The following is a 21,240-nucleotide window of genomic DNA, read 5'->3' as shown; positions in this document are numbered from 1 at the left end:
AGGGCGTCATGCACCGATCAAACGCGTGGGTGCCCGCGGGCCCGGAGCGGCGGCGCGGAGCCTGGCGGCACCCGCACCGGTCGCGGATCCGCGACCGGACTCACTTCCTGAGGGGCTGGGTGAAGCGCAGCAGATTGCCGGCGGGGTCGCGGAACGCGCAGTCGCGGACGCCGTAGGGCTGGTCCATCGGCTCCTGCAGCACCTCACCGCCCGCGGCGCTGATGCGCTCGAAGGTGGCGTCGCAGTCATCCGTCGCGAAGATGACGCCGCGCAGCAGACCCTTGGCCATCAGCTCCGCCATGGCCTGCCTGTCGGCCGGTGAGGCGTTCGGGTCGGCGACGGGCGGCTCCAGGACGATGTTCACGTCCGGTTGCGAGGGCGCCCCGACGGTCACCCAGCGCATCCCCTCGAATCCGACGTCGTTGCGTACCTCAAGGCCGAGCACATGGCGGTAGAAGGAGATCGCCTTGTCGTGGTCGTCGACGGCGATGAAGCACTGGGAAAGGGTGATGTCCATGCCGTTCACGCTACGGCTGAGCGGCGGGGCGTGCTTCTCCGTTCCTGACCGGTCGCGTGTGGATCTTCGCCATGCAGGCCGGGATGCCGGCGCCCTGGTCGTGGTTCCGGGCCCGGTAGCTGCTCGGGCTCTCGCCGACCAGCCCGCTGAAGCGCGAGCTGAACGACCCCAGCGACGTACAGCCGACCGCGAAGCAGACCTCGGTCACCGAGAGGTCGCCGCGCCGCAGCAGCGCCTTGGCCCGTTCGATGCGGCGGGTCATGAGGTGGCTGTAGGGCGTCTCCCCGAAGGCGGCGCGGAAGCTGCGGGAGAAATGGCCCGGCGACATCAGGGCGTCCCGCGCCAGCGCCGGCACGTCGAGCGGCTCGGCGTAGTCGCGGTCCATCCGGTCGCGGGCCCGCCGCAGCCGGACGAGGTCATCGAGATCCTGCCGTCTCACCCGCTCAGTTTCCCACAGCCCCAGGACGAGGCACGGAGCCGGAACGAGGGCCGGAACGAGCCGCCGGCCGAGGGGGCCGGCGGAGCCCACCTGCTCGGCGGCCACGACACCTGCCCCACGTGCCCGCGGCGCCCTCGGTCAGGCGCCGACGTACGCCGCGAGATGCTCACCGGTGAGGGTGGAGCGGGCGGCGACGAGGTCCGCGGGAGTGCCCTCGAAGACGATCCGGCCGCCGTCGTGGCCGGCGCCTGGGCCGAGGTCGATGATCCAGTCGGCGTGCGCCATGACCGCCTGGTGATGCTCGATGACGACGACCGACTTGCCGGAGTCGACCAGCCGGTCGAGCAGGCCGAGCAGATGCTCGACATCGGCGAGGTGAAGGCCGGTGGTCGGCTCATCGAGGACGTAGATGCCGCCCTTGTCGCCCATGTGGGTGGCCAGTTTCAGCCGCTGCCGCTCCCCGCCGGACAGCGTGGTGAGCGGCTGGCCGAGGCTGAGGTAGCCCAGCCCGACGTCGTCGAGCCGGGCGAGAACGCGTTGCGCGGCGGGCGTGCTCGCCTCGCCGGAGCCGAAGAACTCCCCGGCCTCGGCCACCGACATCGCGAGTACCTCGCTGATGTCGCGGCCACCGAGGTGGTATTCCAGCACCGCCGCCTGGAACCGCTTCCCTTCGCACACCTCGCACGGGGTGGCGACACCGGCCATCATCGCCAGGTCGGTGTAGATGACACCGGCGCCGTTGCAATGGGGGCAGGCACCCTCGGAGTTGGCGCTGAACAGCGCCGGCTTCACGCCGTTGACCTTCGCGAACGCCTTGCGGATCGGGTCGAGCAGTCCGGTGTACGTCGCCGGGTTGCTGCGCCGGGAACCCTTGATCGGAGTCTGGTCGACCGCGATCACGCCTTCGTCGGCCGGGATCGAGCCGTGCACGAGCGAGCTCTTGCCGGATCCGGCGACGCCCGTGATCACGGTCAGCACCCCGAGCGGAATGTCGACGTCGACGTCCCGCAGGTTGTTCGCCGTCGCCTTGCGGATCTCCAGCGTGCCGGTGGGCTTGCGCACCGTGTCCCTGAGGGTGGCCCGGTCGTCGAAGTGGCGGCCGGTGATGGTGCCGCCGGAGCGCAGGCCCTCGACGGTGCCTTCGAAGCAGACGGTGCCGCCCCCCGTACCGGCGCCGGGACCGAGGTCGACGACATGGTCGGCGATCGCGATCGTCTCCGGCTTGTGCTCCACGACGAGGACTGTGTTGCCCTTGTCCCGCAGCCGCAGGAGCAGGTTGTTCATCCGCTGGATGTCATGGGGGTGCAGGCCGATGGTGGGCTCGTCGAAGACGTAGGTGACGTCGGTGAGCGAGGAGCCGAGATGGCGGATCATCTTGACGCGCTGCGCCTCACCGCCCGACAGGGTGCCCGACGCCCGGTCGAGGGAGAGATAGCCGAGGCCGATCTCCACGAACGAGTCGAGGGTGTGCCGCAGTGCCGTCAGCAGCGGCGCGCAGGACGGCTCGTCGATGCCGCGGACCCACTCGGCCAGGTCCCTGATCTCCATCGCGCAGGCGTCGGCGATGCTCTTCCGCTTGATCTTCGACGACCGGGCCCCCTCGCTGAGCCGGGTGCCGTCGCACTCGGGGCAGGTGGCGAAGGCGACGGCACGCTCCACGAACGCCCGGATGTGCGGCTGCAGCGCCTCCTTGTCCTTGGACAGGAACGACTTCTGGATCTTGGGGATCAGCCCCTCGAAGGTGAGGTTGACGCCCTCGACCTTCACCTTGGTCGGCTCCCGGTACAGGAAGTCCTGCATCTCCTTCTTGGTGAACTTGCGGATCGGTTTGTTCGGGTCGAGGAGGCCCGACTCGGCATAGACCCGCACGGTGAAGAAGCTGTCGGACTTCCAGCCGGGGATGGTGAACGCGCCCTCGGCCAGCGACTTGGAGTCGTCGTAGAGCTGGGTGAGGTCGATGTCGGAGACGGTGCCCCGGCCTTCGCAGCGCGTGCACATGCCGCCGGTGCGGTGGAACGTCGCCTTCACGGTCCTGGTCTTGGCGGCACCGCGCTCGACGGTGATCCCGCCGCTCGCCCGGACCGAGGCGACGTTGAAGGCGTACGCGCTGGGCGGGCCGATGTGCGGCTTGCCCAGCCGGCTGAAGAGGATGCGCAGCATCGCGTTGGCGTCGGTGGCGGTGCCGACCGTGGAGCGCGGGTCGCCGCCCATCCGCTGCTGGTCGACGATGATCGCGGTCGTCAGGCCTTCGAGTACGTCGACCTCGGGACGCGCCAGCGTGGGCATGAAGCCCTGCACGAAGGCGCTGTACGTCTCGTTGATCAGCCGCTGGGACTCCGCGGCGATCGTGTCGAAGACCAAGGAGCTCTTGCCCGAGCCGGAGACGCCCGTGAACACCGTCAGCCGGCGCTTGGGGATCTCGATACTGACGTCCTTGAGATTGTTCACGCGCGCGCCGTGCACGCGGATCAGATCGTGGCTGTCGGCACCGTGCGGCGCAGGCGACTGCGAATCCGCCTTCTTGGCCCTGGTCATCGTGTCTCCATCTGTCACGCGGGCCGCCTTCGCGGTCTCCGTCGGCATCGCCGGCTCGATCTAACCAGCTCCGGGCAGAACGGCGGGTTCTGTTTCGCTTCGTACCGCGGAGCCTCTGGGCCCGGCCGGGCGCGGCCAGGCGCCGGCCTCGGCCGAGCCCTGCTACGGGAGGCGGGCCCACCGTTTCGGCGGACGGCCGGATTCCTGCCGGTGGCCGTCCGTCCGCCGCAGCCACCGGCAGCCTGCCCCCGCCCGGGTCGAAGGTCAGCCCTACCGGATGCGCCGCACCGTCCGCCGAGGCGCCGGCCCCCGACGCCGATGCCATGGGTGAGCCGGCGCCCGGTGTCGCGACGACGCCGACCGGGGGAGCGGCGGTGGTACTCACGGGTCCTGAAGCAGCCCGAGGACGTTGCCATCGGGGTCGGTGAAGGAGGCCACCAGGCGGCCGCCACCGACGTCGTGCGCGGGCTCCTTCACGGTGGCACCCGCGGCGGTCACCTCGGCCAGCTTCGCCTCGATGTCCGGCACCTGCCAGTAGGTCACCGGTGAGGTCATGCCCTGTGAGGCGCCGCCCGGTACCAGCCCGATGTGCTGGCCCGCGGCCTCGAAGCCGACGTAGTAGGACTCGTCGCTCTGCGGCGGTACGCCGAGCAGGGCGGTGTACACCTCCTTGGCCGCCGCCAGATCGGTAACGGGGTGCAGCACGGTCATGATCCCTTGGGTGGAAGAGCTGGTCATGGTCACTCCTGGAGTCGTGGATCTGATCGGGGTGGTCGAGGGCCGGCCCCGCGGTCCTGGGCGGAACTGCGGGCCGGGCGGCGCGAAGACGAACGGGTGGTCCGGAACCGGGCTCCCGATCGCCCGGCAAGGGACCTCGGGTGGGCCGTTCGTCCTCACCGGGCCCGTCCGGCAGACGAAGGACGGCCACGCGGGCCGCCTCCCGTGGCCGCCCGGCAAGGCCACGGACGCGTCCGGTGCGTCGAGCGGGAGGAAGGCCCGCGAGGGGGTGATGCCCATGCAGCTGACGCTACGGGGGAGCCGCGCGCTTGGCTTCTCCGTTCCTGATCGGTTCCGCGTACCCGACCGGCCGCGTAAAGACCTTGGCGACACAGATCGGGGCCGGCCGGCCGGTGCTCGCGGGCCGGTGAGCACTCGGCCCTGTCGCTCCGCCCACCCGTATGACACCGGCCTTGAGGATGGTGCTGATCGGACGCTGTCTGGCGACCGGTACGTGACCGGCCGGGGGGAAGATCGTTGGCGCTGCATGCAGACGTCCAGGCGTGTATGCGCCGCCCTCGCAGGGGCCGCCGCTCTCCTCCTCACCGTGCCCGGCTCCGCCACTGCGGCGGGGGGCGACTTCCGCTACACCTACCGGGACCGCGATGGCACGGAAGGGACGGTCACCCTGCACGATCCGGAATCCGGAAAGTGCCTCACCCTTCCGGAGGCCGCCGTGGAATACACCCAACCGCCCGCTCACTCGCCGAGGAACCGGACCGACGCCACCGCCGCGGTCTTCACCCACGCGGACTGCTCGGGCGAGGTGTTCCGGCTCCGGCCGCACACCGGCGGCGGAAGCGCGCGCATGAAGCTCAGGTCGGTCATCTTCTCGTGAGCTGCCGCCCGATGGTGTCGGTCCTGGCTGTTACCGCGGCTCTGCTCGCCGTGACCGGAACGCCCGCAGCGGGGCGGGGTGCTGCCGGCCCGGCGCCCGTGGAAAGGCTGTACGGCAGTGCGGTACGGGAAATCCCCGATGCCGGGAAGGCTGTGGCGCTCACCTTCAACGCGGCCTGGGACGAGGAGGGCCTCGGCACCGTACTCACCGTGCTGCGGCGGTTGAAGTCCCCGGCCACCTTCTTCCTCACCGGGCAGTTCGCGGAACGGCATCCGGCCGCCGCACAGTCGATCGCGACGGCCGGCCACGGGATCGGCAACCACTCGCAGAGCCATCCGCCCTTCGGCGAACTCACCTCCTCCGAACGGGCACAGGAGGTCGCCCTCGCCGACCAGGCCGTCCGCCGGGCCACCGGTATCCAGCCGCTGCCGTTCTTCCGCTTCCCTTACGGAGACACCACTCCGGCGCAGATCGCGGAGGTCAACGCGCTGGGATACGCGGACATCGAGTGGACGACCGACACCAACGGCTACAAGGGCTCCGCCGCGGGGATGACCGTGCAGAAGACGGTGAAGCGGGCTCTGGACGCGCTGCGGCCGGGCGAGATCGTGCAGATGCACGTCGGAAACCTCGATGGGCAGGGCCCGGTCCTCGACGCACAGGCCCTTCCCCAGATCATCGACGCGATCCGCTCCCGCGGCTACCGGATCACCGATCTGCGCACCCTGCTGACCCCCGTCCCCGCTCCCCCTCCCGCGCCCTGACCCGCGGCTTCCGGCCACCGCGATTGAAGGTCCCGCCGGCCACCGCGGACCGGCGGGAGGGACCGCGGGCAAGGGGGCGGCCGAGGCGATGACCGGACCGCTACACCGGAGGCGGGTCATGCCGTGGGGTACGTCGGTGTCTGCCAGAATCGGCGGATGCTGAGCATCGGGACGATCGTGATGGGGGCCGCCGATGTGCGGCGGGCCGCGGAGTTCTGGACTCGGGCACTGGGCTACGTACCTCGCGACGGTGAAGTGGAGGACGACTGGGTGGTCCTGGTGCCGGCCGAGGGCTCCGGTGCCGCACTGGCCCTCGGCCTCAGTGCGACGCCCGTGCAGGACCACCCGAGAATCCATCTCGACCTCTATGCCGGCGACGCCGCCGACCAGGAAGCCGAGGTGGCACGCCTCATTTCCCTGGGCGCCGCACGCGTCGACTGGGACTCCTATCCGGACGACGCCGACTTCGTCGTGCTCGCCGATCCCGAGGGCAACCGGTTCTGCGTCATCGACACCGCTCACGGCTGACGGGGGCGGGACCCGCACAGGAGTCGTGGTCCGGAGGGCCTCCGCGTGCCGGGTCGGTCCTTCATCCGCCGCTTGCCGAGCCAGGTGACGATCTCCGGGTCGCGGTGGTCGAAGAACAGCGACGATTCGGTGTCCAGGGTGGCGATGGATGCCATCTGCTCGTCGGTGAACTCGAACTCGAAGACGTCGATGTTCTCCGCCATACGCTCCGCGCGGACCGACTTGGGGATCGCGACGATGCCGCGCTGGATCAGCCAGCGCAGCGCGACCTGTGCCACGGACTTGCCGTGCTTCTCGCCGATCTCGCTCAGCAGCGGGTGCGTGAAGAGGTTGTTGCGCCCTTCGGCGAATCCGCCCCACGACTGAAGCTGGACCCCGTGCTCGCGCATGACCTCGTGGTCGGCGGAGCGCTGGAAGAACGGGTGGGTCTCGATCTGATGGACCGCGGGCGTGACGTCGCATCCGGAAGGGCCGCTCCCGGAGCGACGTAAGCACGCAGGCCGGCCCCCCGAGCCCAATGAGCCGTCTGGTGTGAGCCGAGGACGGCGGGGCGCGCCGGCAGGGGAGTCAGGTCCGTGGCCGGTGTGTCGTCCTTCCTTGCTGTCAGTCGTCGAGGGCGTCGGTGACGGCCCTCAGGCCCACGAACTTGAAGTTGGTGGAGGGGCGTTGTTGGTCGCCCGGAGCGTCGTGCCCGTCCTGGACGACGAGCAGGCCGTGCGGGTAGCGGCGGCCCAGCGGTGCGTTGAGGGCCGCGGCGCCGTCACACTCCTCGGAGCCGTCGAGGGGTGCGGCGGCGGCCGGGATGCGGAAGCCGCCCTCGTACTCGTTGGCGTCGGAGACCTCGCGGTCGTAGGCGGCGAAGGTGTTGTCACCCTGGCTGGAGGCGAGCAGCCGGCCGTCACCGTCGTCCTCGCTGACCAGGGTCAGGCCCTCGACGTCCGCGCTGAGATGTGTGCCGCCGAAGCCCGGGTCGGCGCCCGCGACGCACTCCTCGCTCGTCTCGTCGTACGTGCCGGGCACGCCGTACTCGCGGACCTTGTCGATCAGCTTCGGGGTGCCGGTGAGGTCGGCGCGCAGCCGCCAGATACCGACGTCCTCCTGGCCGGCGTACAGCGTGCCGTTCGCCGGGTCCACCACCATGCCCTCGACCTGCGGGAGTTCGCCGGGTTCGGCGCAGGGCGACCAGGACGTGCCGTTCGGCAGACGGAACGTCGCGGGCAGGTCCAGCGCGCGGACCTTCGCGTAGCCGACGGTGCCGTCCGGGCCGGCCGTCAGCTCCAGGAGCGCGAGACGCGTGCGTTCGCGCTGACTGACCAGGGCGAAGGCGCGGCCGGAGTCCTGGTCGGTCCAGGTCGCCAGACCGTAGGCGGTGCGCTGTTCGTTGACCTCGCCCTGCGAGGAGGAGAAGACCGCGGGTGCCTTCGGGTCGGTCACATCGGTGAGCGGGCCGCCGGCCCGGTGCCGGTCGATGCGGTAGACGCGCAGCCGGTCGCTGCCCCGGTCGGTCGTCACGGCCAGGTTGGCGCGGTCGGACCCGAGCCGCAGGCCGTGCAGCAGGTCGACGTTGTTGAACCGGCCCGGGGCGTCATCCGGACCGGGCGCGGCAGGCGCCGGAACCGACTGCACTTCCTGGGCGTCGAGGTCGTACACGCGCAGGCCGCCCTGCTTGGCCGTGGCGATGACCAGGCTGCGGTCGGGATCGGCTGCGTCGCGCCAGATCGCCGGATCGTCGGCGTCCGCGTTGCCGCCGGCCTCGTCGTCGTGCAGGGCGGCGGTCTCGACGCGCGGTGTGACGCCGGGCAGAGGGGTGGCTGCCTGCAGGGGCGCGGTCGTCATGGCGAGCACGGCGACGGCCGCGGCAAGGACCACGGCGGACATCCGGGGGTTGACCATGCGACGGCTCCTTCATGTCGGGAACATGGCAAAGCCATCATGCGATGCCGCCGCAAGCAAGGAAGGGGGCGCGAGCGAGCCCCGGGTGAACGTGAGGGAACAACTCGGTGCTGTGGGACGGGGGCTCGTGCCGGACTCGGAGTCTTCCCTCATAGCCCGCCGCCCACTGAGCGGCTGTCCCCCGTCCGCTCCGTCGCCTCCTGCCGGACGAGTCCTGGGCGCATCCGCATGCCTGCGTCCGCAGCGCAGGGGGACCGACGCCCGCGGCGGTATGCAGGAGCTCGGCCCGTTGGCGTGTGCGCTATTGCGTGGGTGAAAAGTGTTAATAAATTTCACCTCAATGCAGCCTTGCCGGATTTCTTCATTCAGAGAACAGTGGCCCGCAGCGCGGCACTTCGGGGGTCGCGATCCGAACTCGGTATTCACCGATCCAGGAGGCGCGATGCCGGTCTCACCCACCTATCCGGGCGTATACATCGAGGAGATCCCGAGCGGGGTGCACACGCTGACCGGCGTGAGCACCTCGGTCACCGCATTCGTCGGATATACGCCCCGCGGGGCGGTCAACGAGCCGGTGCATCTCTTCAGCTTCGCTGATTTCGAGCGGGCCTTCGGCGACCTGGATGTGGAAAGCGACCTCAGCTACGCGGTCAAGCATTTCTTCCAGAACGGCGGCAACGAGGCGTACGTCGTCCGCGTCGCAAGGGGTGCGACCGCCGCGGGCGTCACCCTGCTCAACAACGTCGCGGTCCACCCGGAAGCAGTCCTCAAGGTGGCCGCCGCCGGCGCCGGGGCGTGGGGAAACGACCTGCGGCTCGACGTGGACTACGCCACCGCCAATCCGGACAACCTGTTCAACCTCACGGTGACGGAACTGCTCGACCGTGACGGCCAGAAGGTGCCGGGGCGTACCGAGGTCTTCCGCAATCTGTCGCAGAACAGCCTCGGCCCCGGCTATGTGATCGACATCGTCAACGCCGGATCTCAGCTGATCACGGTTGCGCGGACGGACTTCACGATCACCGACCAAAGAGGGGAGAGCGTCAGTGGCACGCTGGTCATGGACGACCTCAAGGAGATCGGCCCCGGGGCAGACCAGAGGGACAGACTGACCTTCCTTCTCGACGGGCGGGGGCCTTTTGGGGTGACTCTCGGGGCGGTGGCGGCCGCCACCCTGCCGGAGGCGCTGGACGAATTGGCAGAAACCCTGCAGGAGTTGATGGACAGTCAGGTGGGGACGGGCGCGGTGAAGGTGGAGCGCGTGGACGACGCTGACGCCCTCACCGTCCGCTCCCTGTCGACCGCGGACCTCAGGCGCTCCTCGGTGGTCTTTCTGGCGGGCGGCGAGCGCAACGCCGCGACCGCGCTCAAGCTGGGTGTCGCCAACGGCGGCGCCGAGCGCGACGCGACCGCGGCCTTCCGCCCCGCTCAGACGGGTACGGTCGGCAGCGCTCCGGTATTCGTCGGCCTGCCGGCAAAGGGCGAGATGGTTGTCGAGATCCGCAACGGTGCGGGGCAGCTCACCGGCCGCGCGGAGCTGACCGTGTGGGGACATCCCGCCGCGAGCGGTGGCAGCGTGCCCGCGCCGACCGACGTGGACGACGCCGCCGAACTCCTGCGCGCGGCGTTGCGCAGCTCCGGTAACCCGGTGTTGGGGGAAGCGGCGGTCTCCCTTGTCGGTGGGAATCTGCGTGTGGTGGCGGGCCCGACGGACCCGCACGCCTTGCTCGGTTTCCTTGACGCCGCCAGTCCGGCAGAAGCTGCGGCGACACTGCTGGGACTGGTGGGCGACGACAAGGTCAACGTCGCCCGCTACGCGCCGGGCATCGGAGCCACCGTCAAGGCACAGCAGAACACCGGGCCGGCCGGAAACGACGGCGTCAAGCCGGGCCCCGGCGAGTTGGTGGGCAAAGAGCTGGAGAAGACGGGCATCTACGCGCTGGAAGGCGTGGACCTGTTCAATCTGCTGGTGATCCCCGAGACCTCGGCGACCTCGGTCCTCACGGAGGCGATCGCCTACTGCACCCGCCGCCGCGCCTTCATGATCATCGATGCTCCGGAGACGCTCACCACCTTCGCGCAGGCGGAGAAGTGGATGCGGACGAACGCAGACCCGCTGCGCAGCCGTAACGCCGGCCTGTATTTCCCGCGGCTGCGAGCTCCCGACCCCATGATGAACGGCGTCGTGCGCGGCTTCCCCGCGGCAGGGGCGATCGCCGGGCTGTACGCGCGTACCGACAGCGAGCGGGGCGTCTGGAAGGCGCCGGCCGGGACGTCGGCAACCCTGGCCGGCGCCACGGGGCTCGCCCTCACTCTCACCGACAAGGAGAACGGGGTCCTCAACCCCATGGGCCTCAACTGCCTGCGCACCTTCCCGGTGTACGGCACGATCAGCTGGGGCGCGCGCACCTCGCGCGGCGCGGATGTGCAAGCGGACGAGTACAAGTACGTCCCGGTCCGGCGGCTGGCGCTGTTCCTGGAGGAGAGCCTCTACCGGGGCACGCAGTGGGCGGTGTTCGAGCCCAACGACGAGCCGCTGTGGTCGCAGATCCGGCTCAATCTCGGTGCGTTCATGCACACCCTGTTCGCGCAGGGTGCCTTCCAGGGACGGACCCCGCGCGAGGCGTATTTCGTGAAGTGCGACAAGGAGACCACCACCCAGAACGACATCGATCTGGGCCGGATGAACGTCGTGGTCGGGTTCGCACCGCTCAAGCCCGCCGAGTTCGTGATCATCAAGATCCAGCAGATCGCCGGCGCCATCCAGACCTGACGGTCACGACCGTCATGACGGCCATCCCCGGTACCGGAGACGCCCGCCACCCGTCACGCGCCCGCCCGAATACGCCCGCCCGACCGCAGGAGCAGCCACCCATGGCCAAGTTCACGGTGAACCCGACCCGCTTCGACCCGTATCGGAACTTCAAATTCAGGGTCAAGTGGGGGGCCAATGGCTATGTCGCGGGGGTGAGCAAGGTGACCGCGCTCAAGCGCACCACCGAGGTGGTCGAGCATCGCGAGGGCGGCGACCCCAGTAGCAGCCACAAGTCTCCGGGCCGTACCAAATACGAGCCGATCACCATGGAGCGCGGCGTCACCCATGACCCCGAATTCGAGGCATGGGCGAACAAGGTCTGGAATTTCGCCAACGCGCAGGCCGCCGCCGAGCAGCGCGAGAAGGAAGTCTCGTTGCGTGACTTCCGCCGCAACCTCACCATCGATCTGTTCAACGAGGCGGGCCAGAAGGCCGTCTCCTACAAGGTCTACCGGGCGTGGGTGTCGGAGTTCACCGCGCAGGCGGATCTGGACGCCAATGCCAACGCGGTACTCATCCAGTCGATCAAGATCGAGCACGAGGGATGGGAACGCGATCTGAGCGTGACGGAGCCCAGCGAGCCGCAATTCGACGGTGCGGGAGCCTGAGATGCCGCACCCGGCACCCGGCGCCACCCGCGTCGGCGTCCCGGGCGGGGTGTGGCCCGACGACCGGCCGGCGGGTGCCTCCCCGGTACCGGTGCGCGAGTTCGAGCTACGGCCGGTGGGTGGTGCGGACGAGGTGTTCCTCCTCGACGCCGCCGACACCGCCCTGCCGTGCGAGCGCGCCACGGCCCTGCTCGCCCGCTGCCTCCCCGACGGGGAGCGGATCGTCCCCGTATTGACCGTGGGCGACCGCGAGGCACTGCTGCTCCACCTGCGTCGCCTCACCCTCGGTGAAACCGTGCAGTGTGTGGTGCGGTGCCCCGCGGCGGATTGCGGTGAGCCGATGGACCTCGTCCTGCGCGTGAGCGACCTGCTGGTGCCGGCCTATGACGACGTGCGCCACCGCCATGAGCTGACGGTGCACCAGGCGGGCGTCCGGTACGACGTGGTCTTCCGGCTGCCCACCGCCGCCGACCTCGACGCCGCCGCGGCCGCGGCACATCGCGACCCGGGGGCGGGCGCCGAAGCCTTCCTGTTCCGCTGCGTACTGCGCGCCGCGGCGGACGGCGTGCCCGTCGAAATGCAGCGGCTCCCCGCAGAGGTGGTCACGGCGCTGTCCGCCGCCATGGCCGAGCAGGACCCGCAGGCGGAGCTGGAGCTGGAACTGACCTGTCCTTCGTGCGGTGCGGAAGCCACCACCATGTTCGACACGGCCGCCTTCTTCCTCGGCGAACTCGCCCAGCGCGCCGCCCGGTTGCTGCACGAGGTCCATACGCTCGCCCTCCACTACCACTGGAGCGAGGCCGACATCCTGCGGCTGCCGCCCAGCCGGCGGGCGCAGTACCTGGAACTGGTGGCGGCGGAAGCGGCGAGGGCGGCGGGACGATGAGTGACTTCCTCACCAACCTGGCGCACCGCGGCGCCGGACTGGCGCCGGTCGCGGCCCGACCGGCGTACTCCGACAGCGTGCCGTCGGACAGCGCCGGGACCGGGGACGAGGCTGTGACGGAAGTCGCGGGAAAGGCGAGTGCTGCCGGGAGCAGGGGAGCGACCGGTGAGACCGCGCCGCCGCGCTGGATGTCCGAACGGGAGCAGCAGGCGGCGGGGACACCGCACATGCAGCACCCACCGCACGAGGCGGCTCCGCTGAAAAATCCGCCCACGGTGAGGACGGGGCCCGCGCACCCGATCGCCGTGGGCCCCGGCCCGGTCGTCCGGCGCTCGCCCACGACGGCAGCTCCGGCCCCCTTCCGTGCCCCGGCGCCCGGAATTCCGCAACCGACGGTGACTCCGCAGGCCCCGGCGGAGCCCACCCCTACGGTCGCCGCCGCGGCGGCCACGCCGATGCCGCCGTCCGTGTCGTCGGCCCCCGCCGGGACGCCGCCTCCAAAACCGGAACCAGGCGCGGGTTCGGGTAAGGAGACTCCGACGGCCGCCCCGCACCCCTCGTCCGTGCCGATCGTCGGCCCCACCCTGCCGCTTCCCACGCCCGACGTCCGAGCCGCGTTCCGGGCCGATGCCCGGGCCGATGCCCGTAGGGATCCGCAGGAGACCTCGCCGTCACCAGGCGGCCACCGTGGCGATGCGGCCACCCTGCCGCTGGCGGTGAACGAACCGGCAGCGTCCGCCGCGGCCCTGCCCCCGGCGGTCCGTTCCGCGGCGCCGCCGGAGCGTGTGGTGCAGGTGCACATCGGCGCCATCGAGATCCACGGCACCCCGCCCGCCGAGGCTCCCGGGCCGGCGCCCACAGCACCCGAGCCGCTGGGGGACCGGCCGGCCGCCGGCTCGTCCGCCGGGTTCGAGGATTTCGTCGGGCTGCGCAGCTACGCGCCCTGGGGGCGGTGAGCGACCGCATGAGCGACTTCCGCGGAATCGGCGGGGTCAGCGCCACGCTGAAGACGCTGCTGGAGGACCGTATGGAGCTGCCGGACGGGGTCAAGACCGTGCCGGTCACCATCAGTTCGCCCGTCTTCTCGGCCAAGGACACCGATCCCCGCTGCGAGCAGCCGCGGGTCAGTCTCTTTCTCTACCGTGTCGCGGAGAACGGCCATCTGCGCAACCAGGACATCCCCGGACGCGGCTCGCCCGCCGCCTACGGGAAGCCGCCGCTGAGCCTCAACCTGCACTACCTCATCACCGCCTACGGCAACGACGAGCTGTCCGACACCGGGTCCGCCGTACCGCTCTTCGACGACACCAAGGCGCACTTCCTCCTCGGCAGCGCGATGCGGGTACTTCACGACACCCCCGTGATCACCGAAGACCTCACCACCGTGCGGGCTCCCAGCGGCAGGACGGTGCTGCATGCCAGTCTGCGGGACGAATTCGAGTATCTGCGACCACGGTTCGAGCTGCTGTCGCTGGAGGACATCTCCAAGGTCTGGACCGCGCTCGCGCTGCGCTTCCGGCTGTCGGCGGCCTTCGTGGTGAATGTGGTGCAGATCGCCGGCCGGCGGGTCACACCCGTCCCGCGGGCCGTGGGACGTCCGGTGTCCGCCGTCACCGGGCCGCTGCCGGACGACCCGCCGGCGGCCGGTCCCGCGGTGCACGTCATCAGCGTGCAGACGCCCACAGTCACCGACGTCGCGGTACGCCGCGCGGGCGAGAGCACCGAGCAGCCGTACCCGTATGTGCGGATCGGCGACACCTTGGTCCTGCGCGGCAGCGGGTTGGCGGCTCCCGCGACCGCAGTGGCGTTCGGGGACCTACGGGTGCCCGCGTCCCGGGTCGGGAGCGGGCGGGTGGAGGTGGTGGTGCCGGCCACGGCGCTGCCCGACGGCGCGTCGATTCCGGAGCAGCTGCAGCTGCAACCCGGCGTGTGCACGGTCCGGGTGGTGGTGGGCGATCCGGTCGTTCCGCAGAGCACGCTCAGTTCGAATGAGGCAGTGGTGATGGTGGTACCGGCAGTGAACCCCACAGCCCTGGCCTACGGCGCGGGTCCGCCGCGGACCGTCACCGTCGAGGGCAGCCGGCTGATCGCCCCGGGGCCGGGTGGGGAGACGGTGATCGGACGCAGCACGGTCCCGCGCTCCGCCTACCTCAGTGCCACCCCCGAACGGATCGTTGTGCCGGTACCTGACACCCTCCCCCTCCGCGGCGCGCACGTCCTCGTATCGGCGCCGCTCGCCGACCCGGTGCCGCTCGGCAGCGACGGGCGGACCCTCGACGTGTCCATCGGCAGCGTCACCCACCAGGTGACCCGGGACATCCTGTCGCAGCTCCCGCTCGGCGAACTCGCGGGCACCCTGGCGGCGATGGTCCACGACGCGGCCCCGGACGACCGGAGCTTCACCGGGACCCGGGTGGACCTGTGGGGCGACCGGCTGGTGGTGGTCGCCGGCCGGCCCACCGAGAGTCTTGCCCTCACCTCTCCCGCAACGTCCACGCTCGCTGCGGACCTCGGGCTGACGGACCCCCAGCCGCCCGGCGCCGCCTCTGGGTACCTCTCCGGCGTCCTGGGCGAGACGGTCTCGCTGTCGGCACGGGAGCCCATGCTGCGGCTGTCCGTCGGCGTGCGGCCCGCCGTGACGGTGCCCGTCCCCCGGGTCGCGCCCCTGGCTGCCCTCGCGGACGCGCTGCGGAGCGCGATCAATGCCGCCTCGGCCGCCCGGGAGTACGCACACGCGCTGGTCGGGACATCCGGATCCCGGTTGCTGGTGATTCCCGGAGCTGCCGGAAGAGTCACCTTCAGCGCCGCACCCGGCGACGACACCACCGTGGCGGAACTCCAGCTCCACGCACGCTTCGCCGTACGGGTCAGGGCCAACGGTGCCGAGAGCACCGACGAGGCGTTCGTGGAGCTGCCCCGATGACGGCGCACAGCGTGACACAGGAGCCGGGCCGGACGCAGGCTGCCGGCGCACCGACGCCTACGGGCCCGCAGAACGGCGAAGGGCACTCTCCGGAGGACGGGTACCCGCAGTGGCGCCGGCAGAACGCCCAATGGCTGGAACTGCGCCTGGAGCTCCTGCGGCTGCGGCTCAACCGGCGCGCGCTCTGGCTCAACCGCCCCCTGCCGACCGGAACCCGCGCCGCGGACTGGCTGCTGGCAGGCGAGGACGGGGAGGCGGAACGCGACTTCCTCTCCGGCGACGCCACCGCCCAGGCGATCGACGACCTCTCCGCCACACTCGTGGCGCAGCTGGCGGAGCTGGAAGATCTGATGTCCGCGCGCAGCCAGCCGCCCGCACTCCGCTCGCTCACCGAATCCGCCCAACTATCCGTCTTCGAGGAGGAGTTGTTGCTTCTGGCGGCCGCGCCCGCCCTCGATGCCGCCTTCGCCCGCGCCTACGCCGAACTCCACGGCGACGACCGGCAGTCCCACGCCACGCTGCACCTGGCGCTCGGCGTCTTCCTCGGTGAGCCGACGGAACGGCTGCTGGCAGCTGACTGCTTGATGCCGGGGCACCCGCTCCGCGCCCTGCGGCTGCTCCTGCTCGACGATGAGCACGACGACGGGGCCCGGCCGGTGCTCAGCCGCCGCCTGGGCGTGGACGAACGCGTCTGCGACTACCTACGGGGAGTGAACCGCCCGGACGCCGGTCTGCTTCCGCTGCTCACGCAGGTGCCGGCGGCACTTCCGGGAGCGGGCGCGGAACGGATCGCGGAACAGGTGGTGGCGCTGATCACGGCGGAGCCGAGCCGCTGGTCGACGGTCAACCTCGTCGGACCGGCCGACGGCGGCGCCCGGGACGCGGCCGCACATGCCTGTGCCGCTCTCGGCCTGCCGCTGTTCGCCCTGGAGCCGGCGAGACTGGCGGCCTGCCCGCCGGAGCAGCACGAGACGGTGCTCGCCCTGCTCGGGAGGGAGGCCCTGCTGAGCGGCTGCGCCTTCTTCATCGACGTCGCCGACCTGGAGCCGGGAAGCCCGGCCGCGGCTGTGGTGGACCGGCTGATCGAGTCCGTCTGCGCCACACTGTTCGTGGCCGGCCCGCAGCCCTGGCCGGGCGCCCCTGCCGGGCCGGCGCAGCTGGACATCGTCCGGGTGCCGCTCCCCACCCGCACCGAACAGCTCGCGCTGTGGCGGGCCGCCCTCGGCCCGCACGCCACCCGGATCAACGGTGAACTGGAGGCCCTCGTCCAGCAGTTCACTCTCGGCCCGGAAGCCATCTCGGCGGCGGTGGCCCGCGCCGAGCGGCGTGTCGACGACCCGGCGCTCGGTATCACGGGGCGCGAACTGCAGCGCTGCTGCCGGGAGGTGAGCAGCGCCGCCCTCGCCGAACTCGCCCAGCTGATCACTCCCTGCCACGGCTGGGACGACATCGTCGTCCCCCCGGGGCTGCGCGACCAACTACGCGAACTGGCCGGTCAGGTGGCGGGGCGCGGCCAGGTCTACGAGGGCTGGGGGTTCGGTGCCCGGCTCGGGCGGGGACGTGGCATCACCGCGCTGTTCGCCGGGCCCAGCGGCACCGGCAAGACCATGGCCGCCGAAATCCTCGCCGGTCACCTGGAACTCGATCTCTACCGCGTCGATCTCGCCTCGGTGGTGAACAAATACATCGGGGAGACGGAGAAAAACCTCCGGCGGGTTTTCGACGCCGCCGAACGCAGCGGCGCGCTGCTGTTCTTCGACGAGGCGGACGCGCTGTTCGGGACCCGGACCGAAGTGCGCGACAGCCATGACCGGTACGCCAATGTCGAGATCGATTACCTGCTGCAGCGGATGGAGGACTACGCGGGGCTCGCCGTCCTCGCGACCAACCGCAGGTCCGCCCTGGACAACGCCTTCCTCCGTCGGCTCCGCTTCGTGATCGACTTCCCGTTCCCGGCAGCGGAGGACCGCCGCCGCATCTGGGAGGGCGCCTTCCCGGCACAGGTCGAACTCGACGGCGTGGAGTACGGATATCTGTCGAGGCTGGAGCTCAGCGGTGGCAACATCCGCACCATCGCCGTGAACGCGGCGTTCCTGGCCGCCGCGGAGGGCACCCCCATCGGGATGCCGCACCTGGTGCGTGCCGCGGGACGCGAATACACCAAGCTCTCCAAGCCGATCAGAGTCGCCGAGTTCGGTGAGTATCACGCGATGGCCCAGACGTGAGCGGTGGTACGGGGCATCCGGACCCGACGGCGCACCGGGTGACGTACCGCGTGGAGGTGGACCGTGTGCGGGTGCACGGCGCGGAGGCCGGAGCGCTGGACGCGCACGCTCTGCGGGTACTGGTGGAGTCAGCCGTCATCCGGGAAGCGCAGCGCATGCCGCTGCCGGCCGGCCGGACCGCGCGCGCGTCCGTACAGCTGCCGGCGCGGCCGGTCACCCGCGGAGCGCGGGCGGTGGCGGACGCCATCGGCGAGGGCGTGGCCCGTGCGATCGGGGGAGGGCCCGGCCATGGGTGACGGCGAGCAGACCGGGAAGCGGGGCCGGCTGCTGGTCAGCCGCGCCCCGTCGCCGTCCGCCGTCCCCCACGCACCCCGCCGGCTGCCGGACGCGGCCGCTGCCTCCCCCCACGACCGAGAGCGTCCGCGAGCCTTGGCGCACCGTCTCGGGGCTGCCCTCGCACTGCAACCGCAGTTGCTGGTCGGGGCGGTTGACGACCCGCACGAGCGAGAAGCGGAACGCACCGCCGACGCGGTGCTGGCCGGTGGCACCGCCGCTCTCGAGGTCCGCCCGCCCGCCACCTTCCTGACGCCGCCGGCACGCCGTCTGACGGGCGAAGGGTCCCGGACCAACCAGGACTCCGCGGACGCCGGGTCGGACGACGAGCCCGGACGGCTGCAGCGGCTGTCGACGGGCGCCGCGGGCCCGGAGACCGTCCCGCAGGGGATGGCATCGCGCATCCAGGCGCTCACCGCCGGCGGCGGCCGGCCGCTGGACACCGCCACCCGATCCTTCTTCGAACCCCGCTTCGGCTACGACTTCGGCACCGTACGGACCCATACCGGCGGCGAAGCCGCAGGGGCGGCACATGCCCTGGGCGCTCGGGCCTTCACCGTCGGGGACCACATCTTCTTCGGCGCGGGGGAGTACCGGCCCGGAGGTCAGAAAGGCCGCCGGCTGATCGCACACGAACTGGCGCACACCGTTCAGCAGAAGCCGGTGGCAGCGCGCGTCCAGCGTGACTGGCTGTCCGACCCCAAGGCCGCCGTACTGCGCACGCTCGATGGCTGGGCGGCCAAGCTGCCGCCGTACGAGCTGCTCACCGTGCTGCTCGGCCGCAATCCCCTCACGGACGTCGCGGTCGAGCGCAATTCCCGCAATTTCCTGCGGGCCGCGCTCAAGCTGCACCCGGACGGTATGGCGATCTTCGAGGACCTGGAGAAGAACAAGACCATCGAGAAGGTCTCGCAGTGGTTCGACGGTGAGGTCGCGCACCTCAACCTCACCTGGGAAGGCATCAAGGCGCTGTTCCGGCAGGCGTGGGACGCCCTGGGCGTCACCGACCTCCTCAACCCGTCCGCGGCGTGGGAGAAGATCAGGGCGGTCTTCGCGCCAACTCTTCGACGGCTGGCGGACTTTGCCGGCACGGTCGCCGGGAAAATCATCGACTCCGTCAAGAAGACGCTGCTCGGTAAGCTCTCTGCCTGGGCGAAGGAACAGCGCGGATATGCGCTGCTGACGTTCGTTCTCGGACGGGATCCGGTCACCGGGGAGGTCGTGGAGCGCACGGCCAAGAAGTTCATCAAGACGGTCCTCGAACTGGTCGATGGGGGCGACCGGATCTACGAGAATCTGGAGAAATCCAAGACCATCGAGAAGACCTTCCTCTGGCTGAACGCCGAGATCGCCGAACTGGACCTCTCGTGGGAGAAGCTCAAGGAGCTGTTCGGCAAGGCCTGGGACGCCTTCACCGTCATCGATCTGCTCCGCCCGCTCACCCTGATCGAAAAGATCGCGGGCATCTTCCTGCCGCCCGCAAAACGGGTCATCAGCTTCGCCGCCGCGGTGGGCAAGAAGGTGCTGGAATTCATCTTCGAAGGCGCGATGATGCTGGCCGGACCCATCGGTGAGCAGATCGTGCGGATCGTCCGCAAGGTCGGTGACGCGTTCAACAAGATCGTCGAGGACCCGGTCCGCTTCGTCGGCCATCTGATGCAGGCGATCAAGACCGGGTTCGGGCAATTCGGGAAGAATATCTGGCAGCACCTGAAGACCGGTCTCATCGAATGGCTGGTCGGCGGCCTGGAAGGGGCGGGTCTGGTGCTGCCCAAGGTCTGGGACCTCAAGGGAATCGTCTCCGTGGTCCTTCAGGTGCTGGGGATCAGCTACGCGAAAATGCGCGGCAAGCTGGTGAAGGTCGTGGGGGAAGAACGCGTCGCGATGTTCGAGCGGGGCTTCGAGTTCGTGAGGATCCTGGCCACCGAAGGGCCCGCGGCCGCGTGGCAGCACATCGTCGAAGCGATCGGGTCGCTCTGGGACCTGGTCATCGGCGGGATCAAGGACTGGGCCGTCACCAAGATCGTCACCGCGGCCCTGCTGAAGCTGGTCACGATGCTCAACCCCGTGGGGGCGGTGATCCAGGCGATCATCGCGACGTACAACACCATTGCCTTCTTCGTGGAGCGGATCAAACAGATTCTGGCGCTGGTCGAGGCGATCACCGACTCGATCGCCAGTATCGCCGCCGGAAAACTCGCCCAGGCAGCCGATTTCGTCGAACGCGCCATGGCGCGCACCATCCCGGTCATCCTCGGATTCCTCGCCCGGCTCATCGGCCTCGGCGATGTCAGCGGTGCGGTGAAGAAGGTCATCACCGGCGTCCAGGCGCGGGTCGACAAGGCCATCGACAAGGTCATCGCCTGGATCGTCACCAAGGCGAAGAGCCTCTTCGGAGCGAAGAAGGACACCCCACCGGAGAAGCAGAACGAGCAGGAGAAGGACGCCAAGTGGCAGGCGGGGGTGGCGGGCGTCGAGGCGGATGTGGCGGCGATGACCCGACGGGGCATCGATCCAGAGGCGATTGATCGGGCGATCCCCACCTGGAAGAAGACGTACGGGTTCACCTCGCTCTCCGTCGAGGACAAGGAAGAAGGCTGGGAGATCGACGGCGCGATGAGCCCGGGGAAACCGATCAAGCGGATCCCTCTGGTGTTCAAGTTCACTTCCCGGGGCGCTGCCGGCAAGGCGGGTGTGGTGGATGCGGCGCCGCTGCGCCGCACGGGCTATGCGGCACCATCCGAAGATCCGGTCGGTTGGGAACGTCTCAATCATTCCTACTGGGTCCGCGGCCACCTCCTGCACGGCAGGTCCGGTGGGCCCGGGTCGCGGGAAAATCTGGTGCCGATCCCCAAGACGGTCAACTCGGCGATGTATCTGGAACATGAAGAGGTCCTGCACAGACATCTCGGAAAGCGTCCGCGCCCGGCGATCTGGTTCCAGGCCAACGTCGGCTACTGGGCGAGTGGCGGCCCGGAGAAAGTAAGGAAGCCCTCCGATTTCGTGCGGTTCATCACCATCGAGTACGGAGCGGCCGTGCACAAGGACGACAAGGTGGTCAGGGATACGGGTAAGTCTCCGCTGGCTCAGCTGTCCTATCCGGTGCGATTGCCCAGCAAGTTGTCAGGAACGGACTTCGCACCCGAAGAGAAATGACAT

Annotated in this window: 16 protein-coding genes and 1 pseudogene; 11 read left to right on the top strand and 6 right to left on the bottom strand. The window is 70.3% G+C overall.

What is annotated here, in order from left to right; all coding sequences use genetic code 11:
* Nucleotides 1–100: 100 nt before the first annotated feature.
* The 4 genes from ACIRQ7_RS07680 to ACIRQ7_RS07665 form a co-directional block, all read right to left on the bottom strand.
* Nucleotides 101–517, bottom strand: a complete 417-nt coding sequence (locus tag ACIRQ7_RS07680; protein WP_404260754.1) for a VOC family protein — start codon at nt 515–517, stop codon at nt 101–103.
* A 10-nt stretch (nt 518–527) separates the two neighbouring features.
* A complete protein-coding gene (locus tag ACIRQ7_RS07675; protein ID WP_404261335.1) occupies nt 528–902 on the bottom strand; it encodes a helix-turn-helix transcriptional regulator in 375 nt (124 codons plus the stop codon).
* Nucleotides 903–1,094: 192 nt separating this feature from the next.
* Complete coding sequence (locus ACIRQ7_RS07670) at nt 1,095–3,491, bottom strand: ATP-binding cassette domain-containing protein (RefSeq protein ID WP_404260753.1); 2,397 nt, start codon at nt 3,489–3,491, stop codon at nt 1,095–1,097.
* Nucleotides 3,492–3,872: 381 nt separating this feature from the next.
* Nucleotides 3,873–4,229: a VOC family protein gene (locus ACIRQ7_RS07665; protein ID WP_401468821.1), complete on the bottom strand. Its 357-nt coding sequence runs from the start codon at nt 4,227–4,229 to the stop codon at nt 3,873–3,875.
* 586 nt (nt 4,230–4,815) lie between these two features.
* Here ACIRQ7_RS07665 and ACIRQ7_RS07660 point away from each other — a divergent pair.
* The 3 genes from ACIRQ7_RS07660 (at nt 4,816) to ACIRQ7_RS07650 (ending at nt 6,398) form a co-directional block, all read left to right on the top strand.
* Entirely contained in the window at nt 4,816–5,106 is a 291-nt protein-coding gene (locus ACIRQ7_RS07660; RefSeq protein ID WP_404260751.1) for a hypothetical protein, read from the top strand.
* Complete coding sequence (locus ACIRQ7_RS07655) at nt 5,103–5,870, top strand: polysaccharide deacetylase family protein (RefSeq protein ID WP_404260750.1); 768 nt, start codon at nt 5,103–5,105, stop codon at nt 5,868–5,870. Before ACIRQ7_RS07660 ends, ACIRQ7_RS07655 begins: the two co-directional genes overlap by 4 nt.
* A gap of 156 nt (nt 5,871–6,026) precedes the next feature.
* Nucleotides 6,027–6,398: a VOC family protein gene (locus tag ACIRQ7_RS07650; protein ID WP_404260748.1), complete on the top strand. Its 372-nt coding sequence runs from the start codon at nt 6,027–6,029 to the stop codon at nt 6,396–6,398.
* 62 nt (nt 6,399–6,460) lie between these two features.
* Here ACIRQ7_RS07650 and ACIRQ7_RS07645 read toward each other — a convergent pair.
* Both ACIRQ7_RS07645 and ACIRQ7_RS07640 read right to left on the bottom strand, forming a co-directional pair.
* Nucleotides 6,461–6,856, bottom strand: a pseudogene (locus ACIRQ7_RS07645) (aldo/keto reductase); the annotation flags it as partial.
* Between the two features lie 145 nt (nt 6,857–7,001).
* Nucleotides 7,002–8,291, bottom strand: a complete 1,290-nt coding sequence (locus tag ACIRQ7_RS07640; protein WP_404260747.1) for a phytase — start codon at nt 8,289–8,291, stop codon at nt 7,002–7,004.
* A 442-nt stretch (nt 8,292–8,733) separates the two neighbouring features.
* Between ACIRQ7_RS07640 and ACIRQ7_RS07635 the strand changes: the two genes are divergently transcribed.
* From ACIRQ7_RS07635 to ACIRQ7_RS07600, 8 genes are all read left to right on the top strand, one after another.
* Entirely contained in the window at nt 8,734–11,064 is a 2,331-nt protein-coding gene (locus ACIRQ7_RS07635; RefSeq protein ID WP_404260745.1) for a phage tail sheath family protein, read from the top strand.
* A gap of 101 nt (nt 11,065–11,165) precedes the next feature.
* A complete protein-coding gene (locus ACIRQ7_RS07630) occupies nt 11,166–11,714 on the top strand; it encodes a phage tail protein (RefSeq protein ID WP_404260744.1) in 549 nt (182 codons plus the stop codon).
* A gap of 1 nt (nt 11,715) precedes the next feature.
* Nucleotides 11,716–12,600 (top strand): hypothetical protein, encoded by an 885-nt coding sequence (locus ACIRQ7_RS07625; RefSeq protein WP_404260743.1) that lies wholly within the window; start codon nt 11,716–11,718, stop codon nt 12,598–12,600.
* Between the two features lie 563 nt (nt 12,601–13,163).
* On the top strand, nt 13,164–13,556 hold the full coding sequence (locus ACIRQ7_RS07620) for a hypothetical protein (RefSeq protein WP_404260741.1): 393 nt from the start codon (nt 13,164–13,166) through the stop codon (nt 13,554–13,556).
* Nucleotides 13,557–13,564: 8 nt separating this feature from the next.
* Nucleotides 13,565–15,523, top strand: a complete 1,959-nt coding sequence (locus ACIRQ7_RS07615) for a Pvc16 family protein (RefSeq protein WP_404260740.1) — start codon at nt 13,565–13,567, stop codon at nt 15,521–15,523.
* Nucleotides 15,520–17,748, top strand: coding sequence for an ATP-binding protein (locus tag ACIRQ7_RS07610; protein WP_404260738.1), 2,229 nt, complete (start codon nt 15,520–15,522; stop codon nt 17,746–17,748). Before ACIRQ7_RS07615 ends, ACIRQ7_RS07610 begins: the two co-directional genes overlap by 4 nt.
* The gene (locus ACIRQ7_RS07605; protein WP_404260736.1) at nt 17,745–18,044 is read left to right on the top strand and encodes a hypothetical protein; all 300 of its coding nucleotides are present in this window, start codon (nt 17,745–17,747) and stop codon (nt 18,042–18,044) included. Before ACIRQ7_RS07610 ends, ACIRQ7_RS07605 begins: the two co-directional genes overlap by 4 nt.
* Nucleotides 18,037–21,237 (top strand): DUF4157 domain-containing protein, encoded by a 3,201-nt coding sequence (locus ACIRQ7_RS07600; RefSeq protein ID WP_404260735.1) that lies wholly within the window; start codon nt 18,037–18,039, stop codon nt 21,235–21,237. The genes ACIRQ7_RS07605 and ACIRQ7_RS07600 overlap by 8 nt, the downstream gene beginning before the upstream one ends.
* The last annotated feature ends 3 nt before the right edge of the window (nt 21,238–21,240 follow it).

The organism is Streptomyces sp. NPDC101393 (genome assembly GCF_044767385.1).
GTDB lineage: Bacteria > Actinomycetota > Actinomycetes > Streptomycetales > Streptomycetaceae > Streptomyces.
Note: the sequence above shows the minus strand (reverse complement) of the source record. Positions and strands in the feature narration are given on the sequence as shown.

Coding starts and splice junctions, on each gene's coding strand:
- ACIRQ7_RS07615 (WP_404260740.1), top strand. CDS start 13,565: ATGAGCGACTTCCGCGGAATCGGCGGGGTCAGCGCCACGCTGAAGACG.
- ACIRQ7_RS07610 (WP_404260738.1), top strand. CDS start 15,520: ATGACGGCGCACAGCGTGACACAGGAGCCGGGCCGGACGCAGGCTGCC.
- ACIRQ7_RS07670 (WP_404260753.1), bottom strand. CDS start 3,491: ATGACCAGGGCCAAGAAGGCGGATTCGCAGTCGCCTGCGCCGCACGGT.
- ACIRQ7_RS07640 (WP_404260747.1), bottom strand. CDS start 8,291: ATGGTCAACCCCCGGATGTCCGCCGTGGTCCTTGCCGCGGCCGTCGCC.
- ACIRQ7_RS07650 (WP_404260748.1), top strand. CDS start 6,027: ATGCTGAGCATCGGGACGATCGTGATGGGGGCCGCCGATGTGCGGCGG.
- ACIRQ7_RS07600 (WP_404260735.1), top strand. CDS start 18,037: ATGGGTGACGGCGAGCAGACCGGGAAGCGGGGCCGGCTGCTGGTCAGC.
- ACIRQ7_RS07630 (WP_404260744.1), top strand. CDS start 11,166: ATGGCCAAGTTCACGGTGAACCCGACCCGCTTCGACCCGTATCGGAAC.
- ACIRQ7_RS07675 (WP_404261335.1), bottom strand. CDS start 902: ATGGACCGCGACTACGCCGAGCCGCTCGACGTGCCGGCGCTGGCGCGG.
- ACIRQ7_RS07635 (WP_404260745.1), top strand. CDS start 8,734: ATGCCGGTCTCACCCACCTATCCGGGCGTATACATCGAGGAGATCCCG.
- ACIRQ7_RS07680 (WP_404260754.1), bottom strand. CDS start 517: ATGGACATCACCCTTTCCCAGTGCTTCATCGCCGTCGACGACCACGAC.
- ACIRQ7_RS07665 (WP_401468821.1), bottom strand. CDS start 4,229: ATGACCAGCTCTTCCACCCAAGGGATCATGACCGTGCTGCACCCCGTT.
- ACIRQ7_RS07625 (WP_404260743.1), top strand. CDS start 11,716: ATGCCGCACCCGGCACCCGGCGCCACCCGCGTCGGCGTCCCGGGCGGG.